Here is a 13166-nt window from a genome sequence, read left to right as displayed (position 1 = left end):
GAGTTTTTTATGTTTTGACAAAAAGTAATTTTGCTTATTGCTTATACTGTCGTCAATCTCAGCGTATTCGTTTTTCCGCCTTCGTATGATGGAGTAGCATTGATGTTGATTACAAAGTCTCCAGTTTCGATATAACCGTAGTTGTGGGTCAGCATATTTACCTGAATGATTGTTTCATCAGTAGATTTCTTCATATCATAATAGTATGCGTGAACACCCCAAAGAAGGTTCAGCATGGTAATAACTCTTTTGTTACCGCTGTATACAATGATATGAGAGTTGGGTCTGTGTGCTGCAAGCTGGAAAGCTGTATATCCAGAGTGAGTAAGCGTCACAATAGCAGAAACGTTTGTTGTTTTAGCAATTCTTACTGCTGCAAGACAAACTCTGTTTGTAATGAATCTCTCATCAATACAGTTATAATCTTTTTCGATTGGCTCATTTTTGTGTTGGTAAAAATGAGTGGTTTCGATATTCTTTACAATTTTGGCCATGTTTTCCACTACCTGTACCGGATATCTGCCTACAGAAGTTTCTCCGGAAAGCATTACGGCATCAGCTCCGTCCAATACAGAGTTGGCAACGTCATTTACTTCTGCTCTTGTTGGTGTCAAACTGTTGATCATGGTCTCCATCATCTGGGTAGCGATAATCACCGGCTTAGAATAGAATCTTGCTTTTTCTACAAGGTTTTTCTGGATCGCAGGAACTTCTTCCATTGGAACTTCTACTCCAAGGTCTCCACGGGCTACCATTAATCCGTCACATTCAAGAAGGATTTCCTCAATATTTTTAACGCCTTCAGGCTTTTCAATCTTCGCAATAATCGGAGTCTTGAATTTACCATTTGGATGCGCTTTGATAAGCTCCTTCAAGTCGATAATATCCTGAGCATGGCGAACAAATGACAAGGCAATCCAGTCAACCTCCATATCAAGCATGAAATTAGCATCCTGAATATCTTTTTCTGTCAATGCAGGAAGAGATACATTCGTATTAGGTAGATTAACTCCTTTTTTAGAACTTAACGGACCTCCTTGAATGGTTTTTGCTTTTACAGTATCTATTTCATTGGTTTCGATAACTTCCAGCATTAGTTTTCCATCGTCAATAAGGATTCTTTCTCCTACTTTTACGTCTTGTGGAAACTGTTGATAAGTCATATATACCTTAGTGGAATCTCCCTCCATCTTTTCATTGGTGAAAGTAAGAATATCACCTGGATTCAGGTAAGATCCTTCCTTTACAACTCCCACTCTCAGTTTAGGCCCCTGAAGATCACCAAGAATTCCTACTGAATAACCATACTCGCTGTTTAGCTCTCTAATTATTTCAATATTTTTTCGAACTAAGTCGTAATCTGCATGGGAAAAATTTATTCTGAAAATATCAACACCCGCTTTCATTAAATCTAACATTACCTCCTTCGATGATGAAGCAGGTCCTAGTGTTGCGATAATTTTTGTCTTCTTTAAATACTTATTCATAATACTGGATAATTTGATAAAGTTCCTCATCAGAACTCAGTGTATAATCTTGAATTGGAAACACAAGATTTTCAGGGAGCAAAATTACGGAAAAATCAGGAAACTGTTCCGAACTATGCAGAATATATTCCACATCTACCTGATTATTTAATAAAAATTTAATGTTTTCTTCTTCTGTAAAGAGTTCTGTCTGAACTTTTTTTTGCTTACTTTCAGAAGATTTATTTGAAATAAAGGTAAAACAGGTCTTGGAAAACTTGTGGTAGGCCTCAAATCGTGGAAAAAAATAATCATAATATCCTCCATGAAAGACAAGATCTTTTTTTCTTGAAAAACTGAGATTGTTGGCTTGATTTATTTTGTAAAAAAACTCATGAGCTGGTACTTCTTTTGCTAATCTTACCAATCCTATGGCAATATCTTCAAATTCTATATCATCAAGATCATAAAGTTTTTGAATTTCCAAGTATATTTTCTTTTTTATTTAAAATATAAAATGCCCTTTGTGCTGCCTTTTCCTCTGCTTTTTTCTTGGAAGTTTCCGTTGCATTGGCAATTTTTTCTTCACCCAGCCATACGTGACATCGGAATACCACAGATTTATTAGCTTGTATTTCTTCGCAGGTTTCGTATTTTATATTGACCTTCTTCTTTTGGCTCCATTCGAGCAGGAGACCTTTATAGCTTACAATTTTGTTTTCAAGCTTGTTGATTTCGGAAGGGGTCAGCAATCTTTCCAAAATAATCCTTTTACAGGTATCATAATGGAAATCTAAATAAATGGCACCAATAAGGGCTTCGAATAAATTTCCGGAGATATTCTCACCCAAAGCGGAAGAACTGTTTTGCTTTTGCAAAAGGTTGGTTAGCTTGAGGTCTTCGCCTAATTTATTGAGGTTTTTCCTATTAACAATTTTAGATTTCATCTGTGTCAGATATCCTTCATTAGCCTGAGGATAGGTCTGGAACAAATGACAAGAAATAATTGTACCCAAAACAGAATCTCCTAAAAATTCAAGTCTTTCGTAGTTGCTGTCTTGATTTTTAGAAGAATTTTTCAAAGAAAAAGCCTCGCGGTAAAGAGCTATATTCTGTACCTCTGTACCTAAAACTTTATTAAGTTCGGTACTGAGAAAATACTCTCTCTCCGTTAATTGTCTTTTTCTTTTTTTGAGAAGGAATTTAGAAAAGTATTTCTGTAACTCCATTCATTGAATTTAGATTTTCTTAAATAGAACGCAAGCATTATGCCCGCCAAATCCAAAAGTATTGCTCATGGCTACTTTTACATCTTTCTTCACAGCAGTGTTAAACGTAAAGTTTAGTCTGCTGTCAATATTTTCATCATCAGTAAAATGGTTGATGGTAGGAGGAACAGTACCATGAATAATAGTTCCCAATGCAGCGATAGCTTCAATAACACCTGCTGCACCAAGAAGGTGGCCTGTCATTGATTTTGTAGAATTAATCTGAATGTCATAAGCATGCTCGCCTAATAATCTTGAGATTGCATTGGATTCTGCGATGTCTCCTAATGGAGTAGAAGTACCATGCATATTGATATGATCTACTTCATCAGCAGTTAAACCTGCATCTTCCAGGCAACTCTTCATTACCAGATAAGCACCAAGGCCTTCAGGGTGAGGAGCGGTCATGTGATGTGCATCAGCACTTAAACCTCCTCCTAATAATTCCGCATAAATTGTAGCACCACGTTTTACCGCGTGCTCATATTCTTCAAGAATAATACATCCTGCTCCTTCTCCTAATACAAATCCATCTCTGTCTTTGTCAAAAGGTCTCGAAGCTGTTTTAGGGTCATCATTTCTTGTAGAAAGTGCCATCATTGCATTAAATCCACCGACACCACTTGCTGTAACGGCTGCTTCAGAGCCTCCGCACACAATCACGTCTGCTTTTCCTAATTGGATCAGCATTTTGGAATCAATTATAGCATTTGCAGAAGAAGCACATGCAGATACAGTAGTATAGTTAGGTCCGTGGAAACCGTACTCGATAGAGATGTGTCCCGGAGTGATATCCGCAATCATTTTTGGGATAAAGAACGGGTTGAATCTTGGAATTTCCGTATTGGCCCATCCTAACACTTCAGTTTCAAAAGTCTCTAAACCTCCGATTCCTGAACCCCATATTACTCCAACTCTGTTTTTATCTACATTGTCTTCAATAATTCCAGAATGTGCTACTGCTTCTCTGGCAGCAACAAGCCCCAATTGAGTGTTTCGGTCCATTTTTTTAGCTTCTTTCTTATCGAAATGCTGTAACGGATCGAAATTTTTCACTTCGCAAGCGAACTTTGTTTTAAAGTTTGTGGCATCAAAAAGAGTAATCGGAGCGGCACCGCTCTCACCTTTTACAAGATTTTCCCAGTATTCTTTTGCATTATTTCCTATTGGTGTTATTGCTCCAAATCCGGTTACAACTACTCTTTTTAATTCCATAAACTTTGTTTAATTTCTTTTTTGTTGAAGAATATTATTTATTTACTACTTCTTCGATGTAAGCGATAGCGTGTCCTACAGTAGTAATTTTTTCAGCTTGGTCATCAGGGATCTGAATATTAAATTCTTTTTCAAATTCCATGATTAACTCAACTGTATCTAGTGAATCAGCTCCTAAATCGTTAGTGAAGCTAGCTTCAGGAGTTACTTCTGTTTCTTCAACGTCAAGCTTATCCGCGATGATAGCTTTTACTCTTGATGCAATGTCTGACATAGTAAATTATTTTTTTAATTGTTAGATGGTGCAAATATATAAAATTCTTTACGATAAAACATTTTTTTAGCCTTTTTTGTGGGCTGGAAGCTTTCATTTTAAATTGTTTCGGTTTAGTCTTTTAGTTTTCAGGAGGTTATATTTGGTGTGGATTATCAAAAGATAAAATCAAAATTGACTAATGATGGTGTGTTTTATAATAATAAGAAAGTTTGAGGTTAAGCGTAATTTTATCTTATGTGAATAAACCCTAATGAGTAATCTCAAAATTATTTCTCATAGTAAATCAGATCTTATAATTAGATTTTTTTCCGGAAATATATAAAACTAGTTTTTTTGAAGTTCGTTAATTCTTTTCTTGAGTATAATAAATTGGTGCGGAAAATCTGGAACACTTACCATTACTTATATCATTGGTTTTTACACTCTAAGTTTATTCTCACTGTATATGGGGCAATAGGTCTGAAAGTTAGTCTATAAGTATGTATGTTGTATAATGTACTTGATGCTCTTTCATTTTCAACTGCCTATATCAGGTTTGTAGTTTATGATTTGTTATCTGATCATTGAGGTAATGAAATAAGATCATTCCGGGTGAATTTTATATGTTGAATAGGAGTGTTCTTGTGTTGTTTTTATGGCCAAACGCCGTGTATCCAGGGTGGTGGATTGAAATGCTTAATTGGGGTAAGGATTGTAGATTTATCTTCTTATTTATCAGGTGTATGTCATTATCTTCAGGGCAATTTAAAGTTTAGAATAATAGTGCTAAAAAAGGGATTAATAAGATGTCTTTTAATGGTGTAATTAGTTTTGAAAAAATAGAGCTATAGGTTTGGAAGGATTAATTTTCTTTTTATTAATATGTAGGTTTAAGTATATGGATTAGCTGATCAATGTATTCCAATTTAAATGTTGGGAATAGTTGAGTTCTGCGGAAAAAATTTGAAAATAAAAAACCGCTTAGATTAACTAAGCGGTTTTTGGTGGAGTTGGAGGGATTCGAACCCTCGTCCAAACAAGCAATACATAAGATTTCTACATGCTTATTCTACCATTGGTTTTCGACTGGAGGCAGAGAGTAGACACCCAACTTCCAGCTTATCTTCTAAAGTTTTCGAATTTTAGCCGAAGCATCTAAAATCTTATTCCCGCATTCCTATATCTCAGGATCAAACGCCGCAGAACAGAGCATTTGTGAGATATCTTGCTTCCTTACTATCTTCAGGAAAACGCTTGATCTACTATACTTCGATATTAAGCTGCAAGAGCGAACTCTTCGTTGCCAGTTAAAGTTTTGTAGCAAGGGATTAAAGAGATCGCGCCACGGTTCTCTGCATGCTTACTTACCCATTGGTCTTGCTGTCGAAACCAGTCAACCCCGTAAATAAAGTGAATGCAAAGATAGTGCTTTTTGTTTACATTTCATTAATGTAGGTGCTTTTTAGTGAAAACGGTGTCGAAGTGAATAATTTGAAGTCGTTATAATTTGAATGTTTAGTCATTGTGGATAAAAATATTACTGTGTGTTAACTGCTTTTAATACTGGGTTTTTTGAGAATCTTTAAATAGGAGAGCGATTGTTTATGATAATATATTTTGTGTTGTAAGAAAAATTGTCTAGTTTTGCAATCCAAAATGAGATGTAAAATATGTTAATAATTCCAGTAAAAGATGGTGAATCCATCGACAGAGCTTTAAAAAAATACAAGAGAAAATTTGATAAAACAGGTACAGTTCGTCAATTAAGATCTAGACAAGCGTTTATCAAGCCTTCTGTAACTTTGAGACAATCAAGGTTAAAAGCTGCTTACAAACAAAGAGCACTTAGCAAAGAAGAGCAGGCTTAAGATTTTTTCTTAACCATATATTAATTCACTTCTTAAATTCTTATATTTGAGGAGTGAATTTTTATTTTTATACCTATGATGCTTGAAAAATTTTTAGAATACTTACAATTCGAAAAAAGGTACTCTCCCCATACTGTTACAAGCTATAAAAAAGACCTTGAAGACTTCTCTCATTTCTTTCTCCGAACAGAATCTTCCGACAACCTGACCAAGGCTGACAAAAAAATCATCAGAAATTTCATTGTTGAACTAAGTGAAAATAATATTTCCAAAAGAAGTATCAACAGAAAATTATCTTCTCTCCGGAGTTTTTATCTTTTTCTTTTAAAAATAGGTGAAATAAAAGTTTCTCCCACTGAAGGGATTTCTTCCCTGAAGTTTTATGCTGAAAAACAGATCCCTATGTCTAAAGAAGAAATGGCGGATCTTAATGATAGAATTTTTGAACAGCTACATGATGTGCTTGAAAGATGTATCATGGAAGTTCTTTATCAGACAGGTATGCGTAAAGCGGAACTTTGTGGCCTGATATTTGAGCATGTTGATTTATATGAAAATGAATTAAAAGTAATGGGAAAGGGGAATAAAGAAAGGGTAATTCCTATTTCCTGTGAACTGTCTGAACTTCTTAAGAGTTATCTGGAAATAAGAAATCCACAGACAGAATTTAAATCATATTTTTTTGTAAATAAGAAGGGGAAAAAACTCAACGAAAAATTTGTTTATGTGGTAGTTAATAAGTACCTTAGTCTTATAACAACGAAAGAAAAAAAAAGTCCTCACATCCTTCGTCACAGCTTTGCTACTCACGTATTGGATAATGGGGCGGAGATCTCCAAAGTGAAAAAAATATTAGGGCATTCCAGTCTTGCCAGTACTCAGGTTTACACGAATGCTAATATTGAACAATTGAAAAAAGTGTTTAATCAGGCTCACCCTCGAGCTTCAAAAAAAGAAGAATTATGAAGATTTCAGTACAATCAATTGGTTTAACTCCACACGAACCACTAGAGTCACACATTGACAAAAAAGTAAGTAAATTAGATACCTTCTATGACAAGATTCAGGAGTGTAAGGTATTTTTGAAAGTAGAAAATAACGCTGATAAAGTAAACAAAACAACTGAGCTTATTCTGGCGGTTCCGGGAGATGATATTGTAGTAAAAAAGACATCTGCAAGTTTTGAAGAAAGTCTGGACCTTTGCGTTGATACTGCTAAAAAGCTATTAATCAAGAAAAAAGAAATGGCGTAGAAAAAAAAGTTCAAAAAAGTTTATAAAAAATTTGAGAATTCAAAAAATCCGTTCTATATTTGCACTCGCAAAAAAGGAACAGCGATCTTTTGAATTCTTTTTTATATTTGCCTCCATAGCTCAGTTGGCCAGAGCACGTGATTTGTAATCTCGGGGTCGTGGGTTCGAATCCCTCTGGAGGCTCATAAAATATAAACTTTTTGGGGAGATTCCAGAGTGGCTAAATGGGACTGACTGTAACTCAGTTGCTTCGGCTTCGTAGGTTCGAATCCTGCTCTCCCCACTTTATATTTTTATAAAAAAACTTGCAAGATTAAATAAGTTTTCTTAGTTTTGCACAGCGTTTACCAATAGTTTTGGAAACAAAATTGCGGAAGTAGCTCAGTTGGTAGAGCGTCAGCCTTCCAAGCTGAATGTCGCGGGTTCGACCCCCGTCTTCCGCTCAAAAAAATACCTCAATAAGAGTGTTTTTTTTAACACTGAAATGTGTAGAGTAGATTCTCTCAATCACTTTCAGTCTTTTTATTAAAATGCCTCCATAGCTCAGTTGGCCAGAGCACGTGATTTGTAATCTCGGGGTCGTGGGTTCGAATCCCTCTGGAGGCTCATTTTAATATAAAATATCTGGGGAGATTCCAGAGTGGCTAAATGGGACTGACTGTAACTCAGTTGCTTCGGCTTCGTAGGTTCGAATCCTGCTCTCCCCACATTTTATATTATAAAAACTTGCAAAATTAAATAAGTTTTCTTAGTTTTGCACAGCGTTTACCAATAGTTTTGGAAACAAAATTGCGGAAGTAGCTCAGTTGGTAGAGCGTCAGCCTTCCAAGCTGAATGTCGCGGGTTCGACCCCCGTCTTCCGCTCAAAAAAATCACGCTACTTAGTGTGATTTTTTTAGTTGATGCCGACTTAGCTCAGCGGTAGAGTGCTTCCTTGGTAAGGAAGAGGTCACGGGTTCAAGTCCCGTAGTTGGCTCTTGATTTTCCCGAATTTTTTCGGGATTTTTTTTTCTGTTTTTTTAAACGAAGAATGAAGTCATTTTGTTACTGAAGGAGTATTACAGTTAAACAGCTGCTTAAACAAATCATAAATTAATTCTATCCTGTTTCTTCCCTTAGACCACTTTTTATCTATTGTGTATAGAGTGCTTTGATGTCCCGGAAATTTTTACTTCATCTTTAGAATCACAATCATAAAATTTTCGTTAAATTCGTGTAAAATAAATTTTGATGAATATTCTTTTATTAGAAGATGATCTCATTTTGTCTGCAGAACTTTGCCGATTTTTAGAATCAAATAATTTTAACTGTGATAAAATTTATGACGGAGAGACTTTTCTCCGCCAGATAAAAAATAATACTTACGAACTGTATTTGCTTGACATAAATGTTCCTAAGATAAATGGGCTTGATGTCTGCCAGACAATCCGTTCTTTTGATAAGAATACGCCGATCATTATCATTTCTGCCTATGGGGATATCTCTGATAAAAAGGATGCCTTCACAAGGCTGGCCGATGATTATCTGGTAAAGCCTTTTCAGTTTGAAGAACTTCTTTTAAGAATGAATTCGCTGCTGAGAAGAAAAGCACCTTCCGATAATTCAGATCAGGATATTCTCAGGATTGATGATCTTATTATCAACAAAACCGAGCAGAAGGTCTATCGTGGAGGAAATGAAATCACTCTTACATTAAAAGAATTTCAACTGCTGGTTTATCTTGCGGAAGCACAGGGAAGAACGGTTTCAAAACAGCAGATCACAGAACATGTTTGGGAACATAATTTTAATACGAATACCAATACTGTAGAAGTTTATATCAATTTCCTGAGGAAAAAGATTGATAAAGATTTTAAAATTAAATTGATCCATACCCGTTCAGGTTTCGGATATTACCTTAGCCCATTATAAATGTCTTTAAAAAGAAAGATAGCCTTAACGATCAGTATCGCCTTTTCATTACTTTTTGGGATGGTGATGGCGGTCATTTATTTATCTTTTAACGATTTCAGAAGAGATGAATTTAAAGAACGTTTCAGGCAGAGACTTGAATTCACTTCCCATTTCATTTCAAAATCAAAAGACTTTGAGGAGGAAGCTCCGGTTTTCTTCAATGAAAATTCAGACAATATTCTCTTGAATGAAAAGATTTTAATTTTCAACGAAAAAAAAGAGCTGATCTACAGTACAATCAAGGACCGGAATGTCACCTGGGACAGTGCGATGCTTAAAGAACTGGATAAAAAGAAGATTATCTATACGGAAAGAACAGTTCCGGAAATTTATGCTGCACTCAGGACGATTAATGGTGAAGACTATTATATTCTTACCAGTGCTTTTGATACCAATGGCAAATCGAAGCTGGGGTACCTGAAATACCTTCTGATCACCGCTTATGTCATGAGTACCCTTCTTATTGGCTTTTTTAGTTATTATTTTGTGGAAAAATTCCTTCGCCCGCTGGAAGATCTGAACAAAGAGATTTCTGAGGTGACAGCCCATAAACTTACAACACAAATTCCTGTTGAGCATTCTAATGATGAAGTCAGTGTGCTGGCAAGATCATTCAATACAATGATCGGAAGGCTGGATGATGTATTTCAGTCACAAAAGGATTTTACGGCGAGTGCTTCCCATGAGATCAGGACCCCTATTACAAGAATGGCATTTCAGCTGGAGAACCTCATAAAATTTGAAGAACATTCTCCCGAAACCTTGTCTTCTTTGCAACAGATTCAACGGGATGTATACCAGTTATCAGATTTAACGAATTCACTTTTACTGCTTACAAAATTTGATAAAGAAAACATCCAGAGTATTTATGAAGAAGTAAGGATTGATGAAGTCATCTTTGAAGCTTTTGAAGCGGTAGAGAAAAGTTATCCACAGCTAAAACTGGATTTTCTGATTAATGAAGAGAGTTCCGAAAATGCTTTTCTGATGATAAAGGGAATTCAGTCACTATTGGTTATTGTTTTTATCAATCTCTTTAAAAATGCAGCAGTATATTCTGACAACTCAGAAGTGAATGTCTTGATTACCGAAACGAATGATAACCTTTCTGTGGAAGTTCTTTCTCATGGAAATACTATTTCTGAAGATGAGCAGGCTAAATTGTTTGAAGCTTTCACAAGAGGAAATAATGCCCAGAATATTGCGGGATCGGGTTTAGGACTCAGAATTGTCAAAAGGATTCTGGAATATCATGATGCTGATATCATATACTCTTCCCCTGAAGAATATATTAATAAATTCACTCTAATTTTTAAGAAATAATCTTCAAAAGCAACTCGTCTCAAAACAGTTGCTTTTTTGTTAAACTCCGGATTGAATTTCTGAATAAAAAGTCAACGATTGGAGAATAAAATATTTATTCAATTGTTATTTCATTCTTTGAAACGTCCTGTAGAAAGAGATTTTAATATTTTTTTAAGCGTCATTTAAGTTTCTTTTAATAGCATCAGAGCAATTTTGTAATTTAAAAAGAAAAATAATGAACAGAATTGCAGTGCTGTGTCTCGCCGTTTCCTCATTCATGGCAGCACAACAGCAGATGTCTCTTTTGGATTGCGAAGAAGCCTTTCAGAAGAACAACCTCCAGCTGCTCGCCGAACAATATAACATCAATCTGGCTGATGCAGATATTCTGCAGGCTAAAATCTGGGAATTACCACAACTAAGCGGACAGTTCAATGCTTACAATCCTCAGGACAAAAAGATTTTTGATGTGGGACACTCAAAAGGAGCAGGAATTACTCAATTGATCTATATGGGTGGGAAAAAGAAAAACGAAATTGCTTTTGCCAAATCCAATAAAGAACTTGCTCAGCTTCAGTTTTCCCAACTCCTGGCGGATTTAAGGTCTCAGCTTCGTTCTGCCTATTTCAATCTCTATTATGAAAAACTAAAACTGGAGAACACTAATAAGCAGTTAGGGTATATGAATGATCTTTTAAGCGCTTATCGTGTGCAGTCCGCAAAAGGAAATGTTTCCCTTAAAGATGCTGTAAGGCTGCAGAGTATTGTGATCCAGCTGAATCATGATAAGCTGGAGATTAATAAAAATATTCTGGATTTTGAACAGAACCTGAAAGTTTTAACAGGAGTTTCGGAAGAAATAGAACCAACAATGTCTGAAGCTGAAGCTAAAGAATCTCTGGCAGCACAGCCTTTCGGAAATGAAGAGGAACTGAAAAGCAAAGCACTGGAAAATAATGCTGATTACCAATACAATCTGAAACTCATTGATAACAGCAAATTATATGCACAATGGCAAAAATCCCTGAATGTTCCGGATGTAACAGTAGGTGCTGCATGGGATCAGGCAGGCGGAACTTTTAATAATGAAGCAAACCTTACCTTAGGAATTCCTTTGCCCTTATGGAAAGCGAATCAGGGAAATGTGGTAAAGGCAAATTATGCTATTCAGCAGAATCAGAAAAATGCTGACTTTCAGAAACTGACTCTGGAGACAAAAGTTCAGTCTGCTTATAAAACCTGGAAAGCTCAATATGACCAGCTTTTGGACATCAAAACTACAGATCTTGAGAATATGGATCTTGTATACAACGGAATGCTTAACAATTTCAGAAAAGGAAATGTCAATCTGATTGAATTCACAGACTTTATGGACAGCTACCGAGAAACTGCCCTGCAGATCTATGATATGAAAAATGAGATCATGCAGTCAGCAGAACAGCTTAATCAACTAGTACAAACGAAAATCTTCTATTAACATCATGAAAACATATATTATCCCCGTATTGATGGCCCTTTCATTATTGGCCTGTTCAAAAAAAGAGGAAGAGAAAACCAATCACGCCAAAAAAGGATTCGAGCTGAGCAATACGATGCTGAATTCTATTTCCCTGTCAAAAGTTGAGAAAAAGAATATAGAAGATGAATACAGCTTTTACGGAAAGATCTCTGCAGACAAAAACAGCTATATAGATGTTTACCCGCTGGTAGGAGGAAATGTGATGAGTGTAAATGTAGAACTGGGAGACTATGTAAAAAAAGGCCAGGTGCTGGCAACCATCAGGAGTACCGAGCTTGCGGAAATTCAAAAAGATGTAAGTGATGCAAAAACAGATCTGGTAGTAGCAAAGAATAATCTTCGTGTTGCGAAAGAGATGTACGAAGGAAAGCTAAACACAGAAAGAGATGTCCTGGAAGCCAAAAGCCAGTTGCAAAAAGCCGAAGACCAGCTGCAGAGAGCTGCCGCAGTAAGTACCGTTTATAACGTGAAAACGGGAAACATATACAGTGTAGTAGCACCCATCAACGGTTATATTGTTCAGAAAAGTATCAATAAAGATATGCAGCTGAGAAGTGACAGGAGTGATAATATCTTTGATGTTGCCAATACAATCAATGTATGGGCAATAATGAATGTCAACGAATCGGATATTGATAAAATCAGCCTGGGAATGAAAGCACAGGTTTCTACTCTGTCATATCCTGATAAGGTTTTTGACGGAAAGATTGATAAAATATTCAAGATTATTGATCCGCAGACCAACGCCATGCAGGCAAGAGTGGTATTGGATAATGCCAACGGGCTTCTCATTCCGGACAGTAAAGCCACAATAAAAGTTTCCAGCCTGGAAAGCAATACGATGCTGGCTGTTCCGTCCAAAGCAGTGATTTTTGATGATAACAAAAGTTTTGTAGTGATTTTTAAATCCAGAACAGATGTGAAGGTCAGAGAAATTAAAGTGTTAAAGCAGGTGGGTGATGTCACTTATATTGCAGACGGACTGAAAGAAGGAGAGGAAGTGATTACCAATAACCAGCTGCTCATCTACCGTTCACTGAACAGCTAGTCTTATTAAACCATT

The 13166-nt window shown here is 36.0% G+C and carries 12 protein-coding genes, 7 tRNA genes and 1 other RNA gene; 14 read left to right on the top strand and 6 right to left on the bottom strand.

From position 1 onward, the window contains the following. Positions 1-41 precede the first annotated feature (41 nt). The 6 genes from pyk to ssrA form a co-directional block, all read right to left on the bottom strand. Positions 42-1487, bottom strand: coding sequence for a pyruvate kinase (gene pyk, locus FW781_RS09755; protein WP_047386077.1), 1446 nt, complete (start codon positions 1485-1487; stop codon positions 42-44). Beyond that, positions 1480-1953 carry an IPExxxVDY family protein gene (locus tag FW781_RS09750; RefSeq protein WP_149387202.1) on the bottom strand — a complete coding sequence of 158 codons (474 nt, stop codon included), beginning with the start codon at positions 1951-1953 and terminating at the stop codon, positions 1480-1482. Before FW781_RS09750 ends, pyk begins: the two co-directional genes overlap by 8 nt. Further along, a complete protein-coding gene (gene rnc / locus FW781_RS09745; RefSeq protein ID WP_149387201.1) occupies positions 1931-2695 on the bottom strand; it encodes a ribonuclease III in 765 nt (254 codons plus the stop codon). The genes FW781_RS09750 and rnc overlap by 23 nt, the downstream gene beginning before the upstream one ends. 9 nt (positions 2696-2704) lie before the next feature. Continuing rightward, a complete protein-coding gene (fabF, locus tag FW781_RS09740) occupies positions 2705-3949 on the bottom strand; it encodes a beta-ketoacyl-ACP synthase II (protein WP_047379275.1) in 1245 nt (414 codons plus the stop codon). Positions 3950-3983: 34 nt separating this feature from the next. After that, a complete protein-coding gene (locus FW781_RS09735; RefSeq protein WP_002976354.1) occupies positions 3984-4223 on the bottom strand; it encodes an acyl carrier protein in 240 nt (79 codons plus the stop codon). Between the two features lie 984 nt (positions 4224-5207). Further along, positions 5208-5606: a transfer-messenger RNA gene (ssrA, locus tag FW781_RS09730) on the bottom strand. Between the two features lie 269 nt (positions 5607-5875). On the opposite strand from ssrA, the gene rpsU reads away from it, so the two are divergent. The 14 genes from rpsU to FW781_RS09660 all read left to right on the top strand — a co-directional run bounded on the left by rpsU (position 5876) and on the right by FW781_RS09660 (position 13151). Further along, positions 5876-6073 carry a 30S ribosomal protein S21 gene (gene rpsU / locus FW781_RS09725; RefSeq protein WP_047379266.1) on the top strand — a complete coding sequence of 66 codons (198 nt, stop codon included), beginning with the start codon at positions 5876-5878 and terminating at the stop codon, positions 6071-6073. 78 nt (positions 6074-6151) lie between these two features. Then, on the top strand, positions 6152-7039 hold the full coding sequence (locus FW781_RS09720; RefSeq protein WP_149387394.1) for a tyrosine-type recombinase/integrase: 888 nt from the start codon (positions 6152-6154) through the stop codon (positions 7037-7039). Next, positions 7036-7326, top strand: a complete 291-nt coding sequence (locus tag FW781_RS09715; RefSeq protein WP_047386085.1) for an HPF/RaiA family ribosome-associated protein — start codon at positions 7036-7038, stop codon at positions 7324-7326. The genes FW781_RS09720 and FW781_RS09715 overlap by 4 nt, the downstream gene beginning before the upstream one ends. Positions 7327-7435: 109 nt before the next feature. Next, positions 7436-7509, top strand: a tRNA-Thr gene (locus tag FW781_RS09710). Positions 7510-7528: 19 nt separating this feature from the next. After that, positions 7529-7609: transfer RNA gene (locus tag FW781_RS09705), tRNA-Tyr, on the top strand. Between the two features lie 87 nt (positions 7610-7696). Then, positions 7697-7769, top strand: a tRNA-Gly gene (locus tag FW781_RS09700). Positions 7770-7858: 89 nt separating this feature from the next. After that, positions 7859-7932: transfer RNA gene (locus tag FW781_RS09695), tRNA-Thr, on the top strand. A 20-nt stretch (positions 7933-7952) separates the two neighbouring features. Next, positions 7953-8033: transfer RNA gene (locus FW781_RS09690), tRNA-Tyr, on the top strand. An 84-nt stretch (positions 8034-8117) separates the two neighbouring features. Beyond that, positions 8118-8190, top strand: a tRNA-Gly gene (locus tag FW781_RS09685). Between the two features lie 40 nt (positions 8191-8230). Next, positions 8231-8302 (top strand) — tRNA-Thr (locus FW781_RS09680). 254 nt (positions 8303-8556) lie between these two features. Then, positions 8557-9237, top strand: a complete 681-nt coding sequence (locus FW781_RS09675) for a response regulator transcription factor (protein WP_047379264.1) — start codon at positions 8557-8559, stop codon at positions 9235-9237. Further along, positions 9238-10602, top strand: a complete 1365-nt coding sequence (locus FW781_RS09670; RefSeq protein WP_149387200.1) for a sensor histidine kinase — start codon at positions 9238-9240, stop codon at positions 10600-10602. Between the two features lie 217 nt (positions 10603-10819). After that, positions 10820-12061, top strand: a complete 1242-nt coding sequence (locus tag FW781_RS09665) for a TolC family protein (protein WP_149387199.1) — start codon at positions 10820-10822, stop codon at positions 12059-12061. A 4-nt stretch (positions 12062-12065) separates the two neighbouring features. After that, the gene (locus FW781_RS09660; protein WP_149387198.1) at positions 12066-13151 is read left to right on the top strand and encodes an efflux RND transporter periplasmic adaptor subunit; all 1086 of its coding nucleotides are present in this window, start codon (positions 12066-12068) and stop codon (positions 13149-13151) included. The last annotated feature ends 15 nt before the right edge of the window (positions 13152-13166 follow it).

The organism is Chryseobacterium panacisoli (assembly GCF_008274625.1).
Taxonomy (GTDB): Bacteria; Bacteroidota; Bacteroidia; order Flavobacteriales; family Weeksellaceae; genus Chryseobacterium; species Chryseobacterium panacisoli.
The sequence above is the reverse complement of the archived record's forward strand: the minus strand, read 5'-3'. Positions and strand labels throughout refer to the sequence as shown.

Excerpts from the sequence above, each read along its gene's own strand:
- FW781_RS09665 (WP_149387199.1), top strand. The coding sequence starts at position 10,820 with ATGAACAGAATTGCAGTGCTGTGTCTCGCCGTTTCCTCATTCATGGCA.
- FW781_RS09735 (WP_002976354.1), bottom strand. The coding sequence starts at position 4,223 with ATGTCAGACATTGCATCAAGAGTAAAAGCTATCATCGCGGATAAGCTT.
- pyk (WP_047386077.1), bottom strand. The coding sequence starts at position 1,487 with ATGAATAAGTATTTAAAGAAGACAAAAATTATCGCAACACTAGGACCT.
- FW781_RS09675 (WP_047379264.1), top strand. The coding sequence starts at position 8,557 with ATGAATATTCTTTTATTAGAAGATGATCTCATTTTGTCTGCAGAACTT.
- FW781_RS09660 (WP_149387198.1), top strand. The coding sequence starts at position 12,066 with ATGAAAACATATATTATCCCCGTATTGATGGCCCTTTCATTATTGGCC.
- fabF (WP_047379275.1), bottom strand. The coding sequence starts at position 3,949 with ATGGAATTAAAAAGAGTAGTTGTAACCGGATTTGGAGCAATAACACCA.
- FW781_RS09720 (WP_149387394.1), top strand. The coding sequence starts at position 6,152 with ATGCTTGAAAAATTTTTAGAATACTTACAATTCGAAAAAAGGTACTCT.
- FW781_RS09715 (WP_047386085.1), top strand. The coding sequence starts at position 7,036 with ATGAAGATTTCAGTACAATCAATTGGTTTAACTCCACACGAACCACTA.
- rpsU (WP_047379266.1), top strand. The coding sequence starts at position 5,876 with ATGTTAATAATTCCAGTAAAAGATGGTGAATCCATCGACAGAGCTTTA.
- rnc (WP_149387201.1), bottom strand. The coding sequence starts at position 2,695 with ATGGAGTTACAGAAATACTTTTCTAAATTCCTTCTCAAAAAAAGAAAA.
- FW781_RS09670 (WP_149387200.1), top strand. The coding sequence starts at position 9,238 with ATGTCTTTAAAAAGAAAGATAGCCTTAACGATCAGTATCGCCTTTTCA.